The organism is Rhodoplanes sp. (assembly GCF_013377085.1).
In the GTDB taxonomy this organism is placed as follows: Bacteria; Pseudomonadota; Alphaproteobacteria; order Rhizobiales; family Xanthobacteraceae; genus Rhodoplanes.
Window position 1 is genome coordinate 12,400 of record NZ_JACAAX010000047.1, and the last position, 17,262, is coordinate 29,661.

Annotated in this window: 15 protein-coding genes; 5 read left to right on the forward strand and 10 right to left on the reverse strand. The window is 68.0% G+C overall.

What is annotated here, in order from left to right; genetic code table 11:
* Positions 1 to 13: 13 nt before the first annotated feature.
* From napA to HXX10_RS24760, 7 genes are all read right to left on the reverse strand, one after another.
* Positions 14 to 2,533: a nitrate reductase catalytic subunit NapA gene (napA, locus tag HXX10_RS24730; protein WP_296525943.1), complete on the reverse strand. Its 2,520-nt coding sequence runs from the start codon at positions 2,531 to 2,533 to the stop codon at positions 14 to 16.
* Between the two features lie 5 nt (positions 2,534 to 2,538).
* The gene (locus HXX10_RS24735; protein ID WP_296525944.1) at positions 2,539 to 2,805 is read right to left on the reverse strand and encodes a chaperone NapD; all 267 of its coding nucleotides are present in this window, start codon (positions 2,803 to 2,805) and stop codon (positions 2,539 to 2,541) included.
* A complete protein-coding gene (locus HXX10_RS24740; RefSeq protein WP_296525945.1) occupies positions 2,802 to 3,149 on the reverse strand; it encodes a chaperone NapD in 348 nt (115 codons plus the stop codon). Before HXX10_RS24740 ends, HXX10_RS24735 begins: the two co-directional genes overlap by 4 nt.
* Before the next feature lie 415 nt (positions 3,150 to 3,564).
* Positions 3,565 to 6,009, reverse strand: coding sequence for an alpha-amylase family glycosyl hydrolase (locus HXX10_RS24745; RefSeq protein ID WP_296525946.1), 2,445 nt, complete (start codon positions 6,007 to 6,009; stop codon positions 3,565 to 3,567).
* Between the two features lie 18 nt (positions 6,010 to 6,027).
* A complete protein-coding gene (locus HXX10_RS24750) occupies positions 6,028 to 6,738 on the reverse strand; it encodes an EthD domain-containing protein (RefSeq protein ID WP_296525947.1) in 711 nt (236 codons plus the stop codon).
* A gap of 135 nt (positions 6,739 to 6,873) precedes the next feature.
* Positions 6,874 to 8,421, reverse strand: coding sequence for a type 1 glutamine amidotransferase domain-containing protein (locus tag HXX10_RS24755; RefSeq protein ID WP_296525948.1), 1,548 nt, complete (start codon positions 8,419 to 8,421; stop codon positions 6,874 to 6,876).
* A 34-nt stretch (positions 8,422 to 8,455) separates the two neighbouring features.
* Entirely contained in the window at positions 8,456 to 10,501 is a 2,046-nt protein-coding gene (locus HXX10_RS24760; RefSeq protein WP_296525949.1) for an AGE family epimerase/isomerase, read from the reverse strand.
* 396 nt (positions 10,502 to 10,897) lie between these two features.
* On the opposite strand from HXX10_RS24760, the gene HXX10_RS24765 reads away from it, so the two are divergent.
* On the forward strand, positions 10,898 to 12,136 hold the full coding sequence (locus HXX10_RS24765; RefSeq protein ID WP_296525950.1) for a DUF3419 family protein: 1,239 nt from the start codon (positions 10,898 to 10,900) through the stop codon (positions 12,134 to 12,136).
* A 2-nt stretch (positions 12,137 to 12,138) separates the two neighbouring features.
* Positions 12,139 to 12,789 (forward strand): class I SAM-dependent methyltransferase, encoded by a 651-nt coding sequence (locus HXX10_RS24770; protein WP_296525951.1) that lies wholly within the window; start codon positions 12,139 to 12,141, stop codon positions 12,787 to 12,789.
* A gap of 177 nt (positions 12,790 to 12,966) precedes the next feature.
* Here HXX10_RS24770 and HXX10_RS24775 read toward each other — a convergent pair whose 3' ends face one another.
* The gene (locus HXX10_RS24775) at positions 12,967 to 13,347 is read right to left on the reverse strand and encodes an H-NS histone family protein (RefSeq protein WP_296525952.1); all 381 of its coding nucleotides are present in this window, start codon (positions 13,345 to 13,347) and stop codon (positions 12,967 to 12,969) included.
* A gap of 961 nt (positions 13,348 to 14,308) precedes the next feature.
* Between HXX10_RS24775 and HXX10_RS24780 the strand changes: the two genes are divergently transcribed.
* On the forward strand, positions 14,309 to 14,608 hold the full coding sequence (locus HXX10_RS24780; RefSeq protein ID WP_296525953.1) for an antibiotic biosynthesis monooxygenase: 300 nt from the start codon (positions 14,309 to 14,311) through the stop codon (positions 14,606 to 14,608).
* Positions 14,609 to 14,691: 83 nt separating this feature from the next.
* Positions 14,692 to 15,390, forward strand: coding sequence for a glutathione binding-like protein (locus tag HXX10_RS24785; RefSeq protein ID WP_296525954.1), 699 nt, complete (start codon positions 14,692 to 14,694; stop codon positions 15,388 to 15,390).
* 47 nt (positions 15,391 to 15,437) lie between these two features.
* On the opposite strand, the gene HXX10_RS24790 is transcribed toward HXX10_RS24785, so the two are convergent.
* A complete protein-coding gene (locus HXX10_RS24790; RefSeq protein WP_296525956.1) occupies positions 15,438 to 15,668 on the reverse strand; it encodes a zinc ribbon domain-containing protein in 231 nt (76 codons plus the stop codon).
* A 210-nt stretch (positions 15,669 to 15,878) separates the two neighbouring features.
* Between HXX10_RS24790 and HXX10_RS24795 the strand changes: the two genes are divergently transcribed.
* Positions 15,879 to 16,607, forward strand: a complete 729-nt coding sequence (locus HXX10_RS24795) for a transporter substrate-binding domain-containing protein (RefSeq protein ID WP_296525958.1) — start codon at positions 15,879 to 15,881, stop codon at positions 16,605 to 16,607.
* A 151-nt stretch (positions 16,608 to 16,758) separates the two neighbouring features.
* Here the strand turns inward: HXX10_RS24795 and HXX10_RS24800 are convergent, their stop codons facing one another.
* The gene (locus HXX10_RS24800) at positions 16,759 to 17,157 is read right to left on the reverse strand and encodes a PPOX class F420-dependent oxidoreductase (protein ID WP_296525960.1); all 399 of its coding nucleotides are present in this window, start codon (positions 17,155 to 17,157) and stop codon (positions 16,759 to 16,761) included.
* Between the last annotated feature and the right edge of the window lie 105 nt (positions 17,158 to 17,262).

Below are 17,262 nucleotides of genomic sequence, written 5' to 3' on the forward strand. Positions count from 1 at the left end.
TGCGCGCGCCGGATCAGATCGGCACCACCTTGCAGGCCGCCTTCTTGAAGTCGGTCTCCTTGGAGATCGGACAGGTGGCGTCGAGCGTCAGCTTGTTGACGAGCTGCGCCTCGTCGAAGAACGGGATGAAGACGAGGCCGACCGGCATCTTGTTGCGGCCGCGGGTCTCCACCCGGGTCAACACCTCGCCGCGCCGCGTGATCACCTTGACGGACTGGCCGCGGCGCAGACCACGCTGCTGCGCGTCGTCCGGATGCATGAAGAGCTGCGCGGTCGGATACGAGCGATGCAGCTCGGGCACGCGCCGCGTCATCGAGCCGGAGTGCCAGTGCTCCAGCACGCGGCCGGTGCACAGCCACATGTCGTAGTCCTTGTCCGGGCTCTCGGCCGCCGGCTCGTAGGGGCAGAAGATGATGCGCGCCCGGCCGTCCGGCTTGCCGTAGAACTTCACGCCCTCACCGGCCTTCACATACGGGTCGTAGCCTTCGCGGAAACGCCAGAGCGTCTCCTTGCCGTCGACCACCGGCCAGCGCAGCCCGCGTGCCTTGTGATAGAGCTCGAAGGGCCCGAGGTCGTGGCCGTGGCCGCGGCCGAAGGCGGCGTATTCCTCGAACAGGCCCTTCTGCAGGTAGAAGCCGAACGCGTTGGACTCGTCGTTGTCGAAGTCCTGCTGCAGCTCGGCGAGCGGGAACTTGTTCACGGCGCCGTTGGCATAGAGCACGTCGTAGAGCGTCTTGCCGCGAACCTCCGGCTTCTTGGCGATCAGCTCCTCGGGCCACACCTCCTCGACCTTGAAGTATTTCGAGAACTCGACGACCTGCCAGAGATCGGAGCGGGCCTCGCCCGGCGGCTTCACCTGCTGACGCCAGAACTGGCTGCGCCGCTCGGCGTTGCCGTAGGCGCCTTCCTTCTCCATCCACATCGCGGTCGGCAGTATCAGGTCGGCCGCCATCGCCGTCACGGTCGGATACGGGTCCGACACCACGATGAAGTTGTCGGGGTTGCGGTAACCGGGCAGTCCCTCGCCGTTCATGTTCGGCGCGGTCTGCATGTTGTTGGTGCACTGGACCCAGTAGGCGTTGAGCTTGCCGTCCTTGAGCATCCGGTGCTGCACCACGGCGTGGTAGCCGATGTTGCCCGGCAGCGTGCCTTCGGGCAGTTGCCAGATCTTCTCGGAGAAGGCCCGGTGCTGCGGATTGGTGACCACGAGATCGGCCGGCAGGCGATGGGCAAAAGTGCCGACCTCGCGGGCCGTGCCGCAGGCCGAGGGCTGGCCGGTGAGCGAGAACGGGCCGTTGCCGGGCTCGGAGATTTTTCCGGTGAGCAGGTGGATGTTGTAGGCGAGATTGTTCACCCAGGTGCCGCGGGCGTGCTGGTTGAAGCCCATGGTCCAGTAGGAGACGATCTTCTTCTTGGGATCGGCGTAGAGCTTCGCCATCCGCAGGAGCTTCTCGGGCTCGACGCCGGAGAGCTTCGCCGTGTAGTCGAGCGTGTATTTGGCGACCTGCTCCTTGTACTGGTCGAAGGTGATGTCGCGCATGCCGGCCGGATCGAGGGCGCCGCCCTGGCCGGCCTTGTGCGAGGCGTTCTTCGCTGCGACCTCCAGCGGATGGGTCGGCCGCAGCCCGTAACCGATGTCCTCGACCGTGTGGGCGAAGGCGACGTGCTTTTTCACGAAGTCCTCGTTCACGGCGCCGTTCTGGATGATGTAGTTGGCGATGTAGTTGAGGATCGCGAGATCCGTCTGCGGCACGAAGATCATGCCGTTGTCGGCGAGCTCGAAGCTGCGGTGCTCGAAGGTCGAGAGCACGTGCACCTCGCAGCCCTCGTGGGTCAGCCGCCGGTCGGTGAGCCGCGACCACAGGATCGGGTGCATCTCCGCCATGTTGGCGCCCCACAGCACGAAGGCGTCGGCGTGCTCGACGTCGTCGTAGCAGCCCATCGGCTCGTCGATGCCGAAGGTGCGCATGAAGCCGGCAACCGCCGAGGCCATGCAGTGGCGCGCATTGGGATCGAGATTGTTGGAGCGGAACCCCGCCTTGTAGAGCTTCGCCGCGGCGTAGCCCTCCCAGATGGTCCACTGGCCGGAGCCGAACATGCCGACCGCCGAGGGGCCGCTCTTCTTCAGCGCAGCCTTCCACTTCTCGGCCATGATCTCGAAGGCCTGCGACCAGGTGATCGGGGTGAAGTCGCCGGTCTTGTCGAACTTGCCGTTCTTCATGCGCAGCAGCGGCCGCGTCAGGCGGTCCTCGCCGTACATGATCTTCGAGAGGAAATAACCCTTGATGCAGTTGAGGCCGCGGTTGACCGGCGCATCCGGATCGCCCTGGGTCGCCACCACCTTGCCGCCCTTGACGCCGACCAGCACGCCGCAGCCGGTGCCGCAGAAGCGGCAGACGCCCTTGTCCCAGCGGATGCCGTCGGGCCGCGTCACCTGGGCCTCGGCGGTTTCTGGAAGCGTCACGCCGGCGGCCGCCGCGGTGGCCGCCACGGCGGCCAGCTTCATGGTGTCGCGTCGCGTCTGCTCGGACATTGCCTTCAAGCCTCCATGACGGGCGGAGCGGCAGAGCCGCGGTCCGGATCGAAACCGTGATAGACGAGCGCCGCGGCGACGACGCCGGGCAGCCGGTGAATCGCCGCGAGCCCGTCGATGGCGGTCGCGTGCGCCGTGTCCTCGAGCGTGACGATCAGCCGGCCGCCCTCGGCGGTGCCGTGCAGCTCGCTGCCCGGAATGTCCTCGAGCGCCCGCGCGACCTCGTCGGCGCGGGCCGGGACGGCATGGACGAGAACGCCGCAGACGTTCATGACACCGCCTCCGGACCGGGATGCATGCGCGCGGTGCTGGCGCCGACCACGCTCGCGGTCAGCACGCCGGGAACGGCCGCGAGCGCGGCGAGCGCCCCCGCCACCGCATCGGCCGATACCTCGGTGGTCAGCCGGCCGGGCGGATCGCAGGTCAGCAGTCGGACGCCGGCGATCGCCGCGATCGCATCGGCGACGCTGTCGAGGCGGGCCGGCGCGGCCTGCACCAGGACCCGGGCCGTGGCGATCGTGGCAGGCCGCGTGCCGGCGGCCTCACCCTGCCATCCCCCGCCGAGGAATCGGCGGCGGTCCAGCCCGAACGGGGCGGCTGTCGGCAAATCGGACATGCGGTGCAACCTCGACCTGGCGGAGAGCGGGGAGAGGAGCGAGACGTGAGGGACCTCGGAGGGACGACCTGTAAGCTGGCGCGGGAATAAGCGAAACGATAGACTTATTCCTTGTTCCAGGTCAGTCATCTTTCCGATTCGAATTCATTGCCTATTTTTTGCGCTGCACAATGATTATTTTATAAGCATATCAATTGCATGATCGAGCCGTCCGGGCCGCGCTTCGGCACCGCGTCTCCGCGCCCGGACACTATCGAAGTACCGCTGGATTCGTGATGATCCTGATGCGGCCAAACGCCGCTTTCGCCGCGACACGAACCTGGTCGCGACCGGCGCATGGTCCGTCGGTCGGCATCGCGGGCGGGGGGCTCCCACAATCCTCGAACGATCGAGGACCGATCTCGTCGATCCCGGCTCACACCCGCTCGAACACCGCGACGGTGTTGGCCGGCAGGACCGCCGTGAAGGCCCCGTGCGTGGTCTCGACGTCACCGCGATTGAGCAGCCCGCGTCCCCCGTAAGCGACATCGTCGCTGTTGAGCACCTCGCGCCAGCGACCGTCGGCGAGCGCCGGATGCTGGATGCGGTAGCCGGCGCCGAAGTCGTGGTTGGCAAGGCTGGCCATCACCAGGAGATCCTGGCCGGCCTCGGCGCGCCGGAAGGCGAGCACCCGGTTGGCGTCGTGCACGTGCAGGATCTCGAGCGCGTGCGAGCGCAGCGCGGCGCGCCCGCGCCGCAGCCGGATCAGGTCCTGATAGAAGCGGAACAGGTTCGCGCCGATGCCGTCGCGCAGGCCGACGAAGTCCTCGCGGTGCGCGATGAAGTCGTCGTAGCGATATGGCTCCGAAGCGCCCACCTCCTCGCCCATGAAGAACATCGGCGTGCCCGGACCGAGCAGCGTGAGGCCGGCGACGACGCGGGTGCGGGCCTCGGCAAACAGGCGGGTGTCGCCGTAGAGCGGTGCGCCGTTGACGGCCACCAGGATGGTGCGGGCCGAGCGGATCGTCTGGCCGTTCTCGCGATAGCTCGAATTGCCGGCCTCGTCGTGCGACTCGTGATAGACGACGCGGCCCGATGTGCTCGCCGCCATGGTGCCGGCGAACCACGACATGGCGAGCGGCCGGTCGTCGCCCCAGCCGGCGATCTTCAGCAGTCTAGCGCGGGAGGACTCGTTGGTCGCATCGCCGACGAGCTGGTGATAGTGCTCGGCGAACCAGGCCGCGTCGAAGCCGAGGCCGCCGGCGTCGGCGGATTGCGTCACGGCCCGCCAACCGGAGTGATCCTCGGCGATCAGGACGGTGTCAGGGCGCACCAGCCGCATGGTGCGGGTCCATTCGCGCAGGAATTTTATGCCGAAGCCGCGCGCCCGCTCGGCGGCACGGCCGTCCGCATGAACCACGGCATAAGCGTGCAGCGAGGTGGTCTGGTCGACCCGGAAGCCGTCGACATGGAACTCGTCCAAGAGCATGGCGGCGCTGCTGATGAACAGCTTTCGGACGTTCTCCTCGCAGAAACGCGGCGCCCAGCCGGTCGACATGTTGTCGACATAGCCGCCGTCCGGCTGCGCGTAGTCGTGCGGGCTGCCCTCGTACCAATAGTAGATGTTGCGGTCCGGTGCGGTGGAGTCGTAGGCCCACTCGGCCCGCTCGGCATCCCTGACGAAGTGGTTGTAGACCACGTCCATGATCACGGCGATGCCGTGGCGGTGGCATTCGCGCACGAAGTGCTTGAACTGGTCGCGCCCGCCACCCGCATACTCGATGGCGAGGTAGTGCGACGAGCCATAACCCCAGCTCGCCCAGCCCTCGTACTCGGACAGCGGCATCAGCTCGACGGCGTTGACGCCGAGGTCGCGCAGATAGGGAAGCAGCTCGATCGCGTGCTTCAGCGTGCCGCGCGGCGCCTTGCCCGCCGCGAGCCCGTCGACATGCAGCTCGTAGATGATCAGATCCTCGAGCCGATGCGGCACCGGCCGGGCCGGATCGAGCTCGTCGCGCCAAAAATCGTCCTCGGACAGCCAGCGCGTCTCCGGGAAGACGGGCGAGTCGAACAACTCGGTGACCTTTTCCGGGTCGACGACGACCGAGCAGCTCTTGGTGCCGTCGAGCTCCTGGCGCCGGCCGTTCCATTGCTGCTTCGCCGGATCGACGTCGCCGCTGCCAATCTGGCAGCGCGAGTAGAGATCGGTGCGATACGCGATCGTGCCGTCGTCGCGGGTGATGCGGTACATATAGAGCGAGTGGTCGCACTGCTCGAACCCGGCGACGCCGGGTTGGTCGGCGATCTCGGCGCTCCACACGCCGTCGTCGCTGCGCTGCATCGCGATCGTGGCGGCGACGCCGCGGCCGTCGTCGTGGATGTAGCCGCCATCGTCGTTGCCGCTGCCGGAGAGCCGGCTGCGCACCAGCTCGACGGTCTGCGCGTTCGGCGCCCACACGGCGAAGCGGAAGCGGGGCGTCGGCGCGCCGCCGGCGAACGCCCGGTTGGCGCCGAGCCGGCGGCAGTTCGTCAGCCAGTAGCGCTCGACCTGGTCGGCGGCGTCGGTCAGCACGAAGCGTCGGGTGCGGTCCGACGAGGCGGCATCGTTCGCCTCGGTCGCCACCGCACAGATGCTCGCCGCGTCCGCCGTGTCGACGATCACGGTCCAGTGGAACTCGCGGCCCAGTTCGGCGTCGTCGAGCTGCACGGTGGCGCGGAAGGCCGGGCAGCCGTCCTCGGCCAAGACGCTTTCCATCGGCACGGTCGACCACTGCGCCGAGACGCGACCGGCAGCGTCCCAGCTCCCGGTCAGGCGCGGGTTTCTCAACGCGATGTGGCGCAGCCCGGTGAGATACTCGAAACGCACGGGACGAAGCGGCATGCGGGCCTCCGGCCAGGATCACGAGGGGACGTAGGGCCGCGGCTGCGGGCCGATGATCCAGTGCTCGCGCAGCAGGATGCGATGCAGCCAGCGCGTTTCGGCGCACAGCCGCCAGTCGGCCGCGAGCAACGTGCCCTCGATCGACCGCTCGGCGGCGGCCGCCGCGTCGGCGTGGTCGAACCAGAACTGCTCGACGCAATCGAGGATCGCCTCGCCGACCCCATAGGAGCCGTCGCGGACATGGCCCTGCTGATAGCGGCGCAGTCCCGGCAGGACCTTGGCCTTGTCGGCGTGGGCCCCGAGCAGATGCGCGCGGTAGTCGGAGAGCGGCAGGCCTTCGCGGCGCTTGGAGAGGGCCAGCAGCAGGACCTGGGCTGCGTCGCGCGCCTCGGGCGGGCCGGGCAGCAACAGATGCGCCGTGGTGTCGAGCACGACGGTCTGCCAGAACGCCGCCCAGCTCGGCTCGTCGGCGCGGGCGCCCTCGATCAGCTCGGGCGTCTGCAGCGAGGCGACCTGCGTCTCCTCGTCGTCGAGCCAGATCTCGGCGACGCCGCCCCACGGCGGGTCGGCGGGATCGCCCGGTCGGGCGATGCGGGTATCGACCTTGTATTTGCGGATCTGCGGGATCTTGCTCGCATAGCGCACCGCATGGACCTCGACCCAGTAGCGCTGGAAATCGACCTCGCTCATGCCGGGCTTTGCGTGCGCGAAGATGAACTGGTGGATCATGGCGCTCCCACGATGCTTCCGTCATTCCGGGGCGCCGCGCAGCGGCGAGCCCGGAATCCATACACACAGACCGGGGTTATGGGTTCCGGGTTCGCGGCCTGTCGGCCGCGCCCCGGAACGACGGCCGCTGGTTCCTCACCACCCCCATCGCCGCAACGGCGGGTCGCCGTCCAACACCTCGATCAGCTTGCGGCCGGTGAGCGCGCTGTCCGGCGTCGAGCGGCCGGTGACGAACGGATAGTCGACCAGCACGCTGGTCGGATGACCGAAATTGCCGTGATAGCCGCCGTCCGGCCCGGTGGCGTCGCGCAGGATGAACTCCAGCGGATAAGGCGGCGGACCCATGTTGAAATCGAGGAAGGTGTTGCGGGCGCGCACGAACGCCGTGCCGTCCTTGTAGTCGTATTCCAGGCAGTGCCCGGTGACGTGCTTGCCCCAGATGATGCTCTTGCGGATGTTCATGTCGCGCGCGAAGGCGAGGCAGGCGACGCCGTAGCACTCGGCGGCGATCGGCTTGCCGGCGTCGAGGAAGGCGAGGATCAGGTCGTGGACCCGCTGGTTGTTGACGAGATCGACGACGGGCCCGGAGCCGCCGACGATCAGGATCGAGTCGTAGCGCGCGATACTTTTCCGCGCCTCTTCCAGCTCGCGGTTGTAGGCTTCGAGCAAACGCACGAAGCTCGGCGCCGAGAAATAGGGGCGCTCGGGGAACCAGGCGGCGAGCGAGATCGGCGTCTGCAGGCGGCGGCCGCGCTCGGTGGACGGGTCGTCGTACTCGCGCACGCGCGCCGCCATCTCAGGGCTCGTCACCGGCCGCTGCAGCGGCGGATCGAAGAAGTCCGGATCCATGCTGACCGGAATGGCGTTCGGTCTGCGGCCGTTGGGCGTGCAGAAATCGACCGTGTAGCCGGCGCGGTCGAATTCTTCCAATGGCCCGACCAGCTCCTCGCCCCAATAGCCCCATTCGGAGAGCACGATCAGGATGTGGCGTTGTCCGCGCCGTTCCGGTTCGGCCGGCAACGGATCGACGGGCGGCGCCGCCGGTCCCGCCAAAATCGCGTCCTTGATGGCGTCGACGAAGGCTTCGGTGGCGTGCCAGGAATTGTCGGTGACGAGATCGCCGTCGACCACCACCTGCTTGTCCGCCGGCGTGCCGGGAACGCAGGGCGTGTAGATGCCGCCGGCATTGACCACGTCGGCCAGCACCACCTTGTTGCAGATCACCCGGCGGCCGGCGAGCAGATCGGGCGACGGCGTCAGCAGCCACAGGCCGTGGCAGGCCGCGCCCTTGACGATGTTCGGGTTCGCCATGGCGCGGCGGAAGAAGCGCGCCGCCGGGACGTTGCGGGCCACCTCGGCGGCATTGGCCGCCGTGATGTCCTCGCGCTCGCTCCAGCGCAGCCGCACGCTGGTGTAGTTCGCTGCGACGATCACGGCGGCGTACTCGTCCGGGCTGACGTGATCAAAATCCTTTTCGACGTCGATCCATTCGAGCTGATCGACTGCGCCCGGCTCGACCGTCGAGTAGAAGCGCTGGCTCGGCTGACCCCACAAGCGTGAGACCAGCTCGACGGTCGCCCCGTAGGAGGCGAAGCGCTCGCGATAGATCCGGATTTCTCCCGGGATGAACTGCGACTCGACGACGACGGCGATCTTCTTGCCGGCGAGCGGAGTGTTCGACATCACATGCTCCTGGCGCAGCGAAGGTGAGACGGGATCAGGGCGCGATCGCGCTGAACTGGACGACGAGCGAGATGGTGCCGTCGCGGCGATCGCCGTCGAGGCCCGCGAGCGGCACCTGGAAGTCGTCGGGGTTGGCGGGCTTCAGCCCCGCCGTCACGTCGACGCCGTTGGCGATGATCCGCTCGATCGTCAGCCGCCCGGGCGGCATGAAGTCCGGCAGCACGTTGATGGTGGTCTGGGTGGTCGACCGCGTGATGCGGAAATACATGCAGAAGCCGTTGTCGGCGCCGTTGCCGGCGTCCACGTAGGTGCGCGTGTAGACGTGGGCCAGATAGGCGAGCTCGAAGGCGTGATAGCCGATCGCGTGGCTGCTCTTCATGCCGTACTGGCCGTCGAGAATCGGGAGCCCGTCCTCGGTGGTGCGGAAGTAATAGCCCTGCCGATCGCGGTCGAGGAAGAACAGGTTCCAGAACGCGGAGCTCTCGCGGGCGAGCGCGAGATAGTGCGGACTGCCCGGTGTCGCGCCGTGCAGGATCAGATAGGCGAGGATGCCCTGCTCCTGCTGCCAGAAATCCTTGGTGGCGCCCCAGGCGAACTGGATCGGCACGCCGCCGGTGGGCTCGCGCTCGACGCAATCGAAGATGCCGCCCCGCACCATGTCGAGGCCGACCACCGCCATGTTGTCGCCGAGCTGGCGGGCGACGGCGAGACAACGGGTGGCGCGCTGATCGTCGGCCGCAGCCTCGACCGGGTGCCCCATGGCGCGGCGGCGCGAGGCGCGCATGTGGAAGTAGTTGGCGCAGCGCGTCAGGTTCCAGGCGATCTTGAGATTGTGACCGACCACGGCGCGGTTCTGCTGCCAGGAGTAGGTGTGGTCCGGCGTCCAGTCGTCGTGGAAGCGCTCGTTGACATATTTGGACTTGGGGTCCGGGAATTTTTCGACGATCAGCGAGGTCGTCTCCTCGAGAATGCCGATGCAGACCTTCAACAGGTCGCCCAGATAGGCGCGGGCACTGCCGGCCGGCAACGGCTCGAGCGTCAGGATCAGGTTGACCAGATAGGCCGGGATATGGTCGCCGACAGAGTTCCAGTTCTTGCGGCGATAGTTCTGGCCGAGCGCCGGCGTGTCAGGCCGCATGGTGACGGGATCGAGGTGCGAGTAGTAGCCGCCCGTTCCGGCGAAGCCCTTGTCCTTGGCGCTCGGCGGATCCCAGTAGAAGGCCTGGAACGTGTTGATGGTCCGCCTGACGTCCTCCAGCACCTCGGTGTCGAGCGTGATGCGGTAGTACTGGGTCAGGCCGGCGAGCGCGTAGATCTGCTCGTAGAGAGGAATCGTGTTGGTGTCGTCCGGGCCCTGCGAGGCGAAATACAGGCTCTCGCCCTTCTCGCCCTCCAGGTGGCGGCGCCGGCCATAGGCCCAGAAGCAGTACTCGCCGTCGTGGCTCGACGAGCGGAACGCCTCGCGCAGGTATTTCATCGCCGCCTGGGCGGCGAGAAAGTACCGCTCGGCGCCCGTGATCAGGAAGGCGGTCGAGAGATCGTAGAGCAGCCGCGACAGCACGGCGCATTCCTGCACGTCGTCGTCGGTCGGCTGGCCGAGGATGTTCAGGTTGGTGTGATAGAACTTGGCGAAATCATCGATGGTGTAGTTGCGCCGCTGGTCGAACAGATGGTCGAGGATGCGGTCCGCCATCTGGGTCACCTGCACGAGCCACCAGTGCGTCTCCTCGAAGAGATAGCGGGTGGGGCTCGAATGCAGCAGATACACGGTGCGCGCCTCGAAGCGCACGTGCTCGCCGTCCTCCTGATAGATCCCGCCGATGAACACGCGCCGGTCGATCGCGATGTATTTCTTCAGGGCGAAGAGCGGACCGGCCTCGGGCGGCACGCCCGCCGGATCGGGCACGCGGTCGCGCGAGATCTGGTCGAGATTGGTCAGCACCTGAAACGACGTGCTCGGGCCGACGATCGCCTCGAAGACGTCGCCGCTGCGGGCCTGGACGCTGAATGCGGCGCGCGCCTCGTCGATGGCGACGACGGTCCCCGCGAGCGTGATGGTCTGGTTGGAATTCCGCCGCATCGGCACCCCCTGCCCTCCGTCCGTTGCTCCCGCCGTCCGCCGCCGCCACCCGGGCATGCGCCGTCCGTCCCGCGCCGGAGGACTCCGGCGCGGCTGAAACGGCTCGGCATCGGGCCGGGACGAGGGCCCGCGAGACGGCGGGCTCCGTGACGTCGTTGGTATCGGCGGCGTCTACTTTTAGGAGAGCATAATTAGAATTGCAACCTAGGAATGCAGCGGTTGGCGATCACGACTTCGCGTGGCGCACCGGCCGGCACCTCGGCAACGTCACGGGGCTCGGTGTTGCACATGCGGCGTCATGAAGACGTCACGGGAGGCTCGATACACACCGAAGACCGGCCGCCGGCCGAGTCCGTGCGTTGCACAGCGTCCCGTCCGCATTCATCGAGGCCCGATTTGACCTCCTCGTCGAAGCTTCGCTGCGGCGTCAGCGCCGCCGTCCGCCGCACCCCGGCGCTCTCGCGCCAGGGCCTCTCCGAGCTTGTGTTCGCCTGGATGTTCCGCGGCCTCGTCTATCCGCAGATCTGGGAGGACCCGGCCGTCGACATGGAGGCGCTGGCGATCTCCCGCGATCACCACGTCGTGGCGATCGCGTCCGGCGGCTGCAACGTGCTCTCCTATCTCACGGCGAACCCGGCGCGCATCACCGCCGTCGACGTCAACACGGCGCATGTCGCGCTTGTGCGGCTCAAGCTCGCCGCCGCCCGGCATCTGCCGTCGTGGCGCGCCTTCTACCGCTTCTTCGGCACCGCCGACGAGGCCGAGAATGTCGAGGCCTATTGGAACCATCTGGCGCCGCGGCTCGATGCCGACACGCGCGCCTATTGGGAGGGCCGCGGCGCCATGGGGCTCGGCCGCCGGCGCATCTCGCTGTTCGCCCGCAACGTCTACAAGCACGGTCTGCTCGGCCATTTCATCGGGCTCGGCCATGCCGTGGCGCGCCTCTACGGCGTCGATCTCAAGACGGTCCTGCGGGCGCGCTCGCGCGAGGAGCAGTACCAGTTGTTCGAGACCGTGCTGGCGCCGCTGTTCGAGAAGCGCTTCGTGCGCTGGGCCGCCGACCGGCCGCTGGCGCTCTACGGGCTCGGCATCCCGCCGGCCCAGTACGAGGCGCTGGCCTCGGCCGGCAGCGACATGGCCTCGGTGCTGCGCAGCCGCGTCGAGCGGCTGAGCTGCGGCTTCAGCCTGAACGACAACTATTTCGCCTGGCAGGCCTTCGGCCGCAGCTACGGCGACGGCGAGCACGACCCGGTGCCGCCCTATCTCGAGCGGGGCAATTTCGCTGCCGTCAGCGCCCGGGCAGACCGCGTCGCCGTCGTCAACGCCTCGATGACCGAGCACTTGGCAGCGCAGCCGGCGCAGTCGGCCGACCGCTATGTGCTGCTCGACGCCCAGGACTGGATGACGGACGCCCAGTTGAACGCGTTGTGGGGCGAGATCACCCGCACGGCCAGGCCGGGCGCCCGCGTGATCTTCCGCACGGCGGCCGAGCCGAGCCTGCTGCCCGGCCGGCTCGACGACGCGATCCTGTCGCGCTGGCGCTACGAGGAGGCCGCCTCGCGGGCCTTCACGGCACGCGACCGCTCCGCCATCTATGGCGGCTTCCATCTCTACGTCCTGGCCGACGAGGTGTGAGAATGGGGTCCGACGCGACCGACCGGATGAACCGGATGTATCGCCGCCAGCGGCATCTCTACGACTTCACCCGGAAATACTATCTGCTCGGCCGCGACGATCTGATCGACGGGCTGAAGCCAGGCGCCGGCGAGCGCGTGCTGGAGATCGGCTGCGGCACCGGTCGCAATCTGGTCCGGGCCGCGCAACGCTGGCCGCAGGCGCGCTTCTTCGGCATCGACGTCTCAACCGAGATGCTGTCGACCGCGATGGAGCAGATCGCGGGCGCGGGCGTCGCCCGGCGGGTCCGGATCGCCCATGCCGATGCAACCCTGCTCGACCCGGTCGCCGTGTTCGGCGAGCCGGCCTTCGAGCGCGTGTACTTCTCCTACACGCTGTCGATGATCCCGGACTGGCAGGCGGCGGTCGACCGCGCGCTCGCCATGGTGGCGCCGGGCGGCGAGCTGCAGATCGTCGATTTCGGTGCCCAGGAGGGACTGCCGACCGGCCTGCGGGCGGTGCTGCGGGCCTGGCTGTCGCTGTTCGACGTGACGCCGCGCGACACGTTGGAAGCCGGCCTGGCGGCCCGCTCACGGGCGCTCGGCGCCATGCTGACGGTCGAGCGCCCCTACCGCGGCTACGCGCAACGCGCCGTGGTGCGGGTCGCGCCATAGCCGCACTGGACCGGCCGCTCCAGCCCGACGCTGCCGATGACCGATCCGGGCTGCCGGCGCCGGCGTCGCAGCTCGGGAGCCGAATGCCGGCGCGGCCGAGATCCATCCCGACAAACAGAGCCTGCGGGTCCGGCCGCTGGGCGTCCGGACCGACGACGAGGCGACAACGCGGCGCGATCAGCCGCGCTTGCGGCGGCCACGGCCGCCCTTGCGGGCCGGCTTCTCGGCAGGCTGCTCTTCGACCTCGGCGGCTCCCTCGATCGAGAACTCGTCGAGCGCATGGCCCTCGTCGAGCAGCGCCGACAGCCACTTGGGATGGGCCCCGCGCCCGGCCCAGGTCTCGCCGTTCGGGCCGCGAAACTTCGGCGCAACCTTGACGCCCTTGAGGGCGCTGGAACGGCCACCGGCCGATGCACGGGCGGGACGGCCGCGGGCCGTCTCGAGTGCGCTGAGCTGCTTCTTCAGCTCCCGGCTCCGCTGCTCGAGCGTCTCGTCGATCTCGCCGCGAAGCGCGAGCAGCGCATCGACGTCCATGGCTTTGAGATTTACGACAGCCATTCTCGGACTCTCCTGAAAGGGAATGGAACGCTTCCTATAACGAATGAATGCGATCCGACCGGCGTAGAAATCGGCGCGAGTGGGTCACAAAAAGGTCTTCTCACGCGCCCGAGGCAACAGCAACAAAAAAACTCTTAGGCAAATTCCGCGGTAAAATTGCAAATACTCGGACACATTACTATCGGTTGACGAATTACCGGCACCGGGGCGGGCTCTCGCCCAAACACACGTCACTCGACTTGGAATCGGCAATTTGGATTGGTCCGATTGTATTATATCCGACTAAAAAAGCAAGACGAAACACGCTAGAAACGCTCCGGATAACTTCGGTCGAAAACCCCGGAGACCGGCAATTCCGCCGAATCGGCGGGCAACTCTGACGGATCAGCGCCCCGAAAGAGTTCCGATATCCGAAACCAGACCAGCGATTCGCGTGCCGGCGGAAGCTAATCTCCGGTTTGAGTGCCCAAACCGGCGACGGTATCGCATCCCGTCGGGTCCACGGCGGCGAAGGCGCCCGGCCGGTACTTACCTCAAAAAGCCCGTCCGGCGGGCCGGGACGCCGCAGCGGTAATTTCTGGACGATCCCCCGGAATTATCGGGGCTATCGATCTGCCATTCGCGGCGTTCTTCGGCGGCGAGACAATGGCGCCGAAGCCGGTTTTCCGACCGAAGCTCGATGCCTGCCACCGGCGGCGGTATTGTTCGGTGGCAGCTTTTTGGTGGTCCACCGACTGAAAGCCCGGCGACCGATTCGCAGAGGCTTGTTCGGATCCCGACGCCGCCCCGACCGCCCTCGAGGCTGCGCCACCGCCTGGGTGTTGCTCGCGCTCGGTGTGCTGCTGCGCCGCCCGTGATTGGGAGGAATGCCGGCGGGGCCGTTGCGCCGACGCGACGGCCGACGCATCATGCGGGCCCGCCGTTCCCCCCCTTCCCCCCCCTTTCCCGTTGCGAGGCATCGATGGTCCTGGAAATCGCGCAGATCGAGGTGAAGCCCGGCCAGGAGGCCGACTTCGAGGCCGGCGTCGCCAAGGCCGTGCCGCTCTTCCGCCGCGCCAAGGGCTGCTCGGGCGTGACCCTGCAACGCAGCGTCGAGAAGCCGACGCGCTATCGGCTGTTCGTCAAATGGGCGACGCTGGAGAACCACACGGTGGACTTCCGCAACTCGCCCGACTTCCAGGAGTGGCGTGCCTGCGTCGGCCACACCTTCGCCGGCCCGCCCGAGGTCGAGCACGTGCAGCAGGTGGTGGACGGGTTCTGATCAGCAGATCCGGTCCCGCCCTTCTGTCCGAAGAGTCTGTCTCGTCGCCCTAACCGCAGCCTCGACCCGCGGAGCATGCCGCCATGATCGATCTCTACGCCCTGACCAGCCCCAACGTCCAAAAGGTCTTCATCGCGCTGGAGGAGCTGGCGCTCCCCTACGACACCATCCTGGTCGACGTGTGGAAGGGCGAGCAGTTCCGTGAGGAGTTCGCCCGCCTCAATCCCAACCGGAAAATCCCGGTCATCGTCGACCACGACGGGCCGGGCGGCAAACCCGTCACGGTGTTCGAGTCGGGCGCCATCCTGATCTATCTGGCCGAGAAGACCGGACGGCTGCTTCCCGCCGACCCGCTGGCGCGGCTCGAGGTTCTGCAGTGGCTGATGCTGCAGATGTCGACGCTCGGCCCGATGTCCGGCCAGCACGTGCATTTCTCGAAATTCGCCCCGCCCGGCAACGATTACGGGGCCAGCCGCTTCCGCACCGAGGTGAACCGCCTGTTCGACCTCTATGACGGGCGACTGGCATCGCGCGACTGGGTCGCCGGCGACGACTATTCGATCGCCGATATCGCCGCCTTCCCCTGGCTGCGCAACCACGGCTTTCTCGGCATCTCGGTCGAAGGCCGTCCGAACCTGACCCGCTGGGTGGAGCGGATCGCGGCGCGGCCCGCCGTGCAGCGGGCCATGGCCAAGGTCGCCACCATCCCGTCGTCGCGCGACACCGCGAGCGAGGACGACCGCGACCGCATTTTTCAGCGTGGCCGCTGGGCCCGCGGCTGAGCGCTCGAGCCCCTTGGGAACGCGCGCCTGAAGCGGCGCGCGGGATGTCAGCCGCAGCCGGCGCCCATCGCCATGCCGGGGCACTGGCCGCAAGCGCCGCCCCCACCGGCGCACATCGGCTCCGGATCCGACCCGCCCTTGGCCGGGGAGGCGATCAGCGAGAGCTGCTGATCGAGGTCGCCGCTGTCGCAGGCCGGGCAGGCCGGCACGTCCGACGAGCGCACCAGGGTCTGGAACATGTGGCCGCAGCTTTTGCACGCGAAGCCATAGATCGGCATGGCGACTCCGGAGGTTGAGCGATCCAGGACAGCGGGGGTGCCCTCTCATGCCCGACCGCCGCGGTGCGTGCAAGTCGGGCGCCCGCCCGTTGCGCCGGTGTTCATGGACAGCGAGTCCTCGGCCTTACCGCCGGAGGCCAAACCGTAGTATCGAGTGCGGCCGAAGCCGCGCATCGCGCCTCGGCTGCCGACAAACAGGGGATCGGACCGATGCAGGACGTGCTGCAGGACGTGCTGAAGGAGCTCGCGCCGCAGGGGCGCGTGCGCGCCGCGATCAATTTCGGCAATGCCGTGCTGGCCCAGCAGGACAAGGCGACCGGCGAGCCGCGCGGCACCCAGGCGGCGCTCGCCCGCGAGCTGGCGGCGCGGCTCGGCGTCCCGGTCGCCTATGTCACGTATCCGGCGGCCGGAAAGGTGTTCGATGCATTGGCCCGCGGCGAATGGGACGTCGCCTTCATGGCGATCGACCCGGTGCGGTCGGCCGAGCTCGACTTCACGCCGCCCTATGTGCTGATCGAGGCGGCCTGCCTGGTGCCGGCGGATTCGCCGTTGCAGGATGTCGGCGATGTCGACCGGGCGGGTGTGCGGATCGCCGGGGCGCGCGGCAGCGCCTACGAGCTGCACCTCACCCGCACCCTGAAGCAGGCGCAGCTCGTGCTTGCGCCGAGCGGACCCGAGGCGCGGGCGCTGTTCCTGAAGGACAAGCTGGAGGCGGTCGCCGGCGTGCGCCAGGAGCTGGTCGCCTTCGCCGAGTCGCATCCCGGCTATCGGGTGATGCCCGGCCGCTTCGTCGGCATCGAGCAGGCGATCGCCGTGCCGAAGGGCCGCGCCGCCGCGCTGGCGTTCCTGAAAGACTTCATCGCCGAGATGAAGGCCGACGGCTTCGTCGCGACGGAGCTGGCCGCCAGCGGCCAGTCGCCGTCGCTGGTGGCGCCGTGAGGGTTTGACGGCCCACGAAAATTGACCGTCATTCCGGGGGCGCCGCACAGCGGCGAACCCGGAATCCAGCGTCAAGGTCTGTGCTCGCGGTTGGATTCCGGGTTCGCGGACCTGCGGTCCGCGCCCCGGAATGACCAGCGAACAACGCCCCTCAGTTCATCCCCGAGGCCGAGGTCGGCTCGATCTCGATGGACAGCCGCTGCTCGCCGGGCTGGCGATACGGATAGGTGTCGACCCCGAGATACTTCTTGGCCAGCGCGTTGATGTGGTCGTCGGCGCCGGCCTCGGTGACGCTGCGGACGCGGCCGCGGATCTGCAGATAGCGATAGGGATTGTCAGGATCGATGATGGCCATCGCCACCGGCGCGCCCTGCGTCAGGGTCTTGGCCTTCACCCGGCCCTTGGCGGTGTTCACCCGCACGACGCCGTCGGCATAGTCGAACCACACCGGCGTCACCTGGGGCGAGCCGTCGGCCATCACGGTGGCGATGCTGGCGAAGGCCTTCTTCTGCTGCAGGAGATCGAGATAGGCATCCGGAGGCGTAACCATCGAAGACTCCTCGGTCGGGAGAGCGGGACCGGCCGCGTCGCCGGCCGGAGGTATATAGGATAGCGGCTGCCTGTCCGGCAGCCCCGGCGGCCCTTCCGTCGCCAT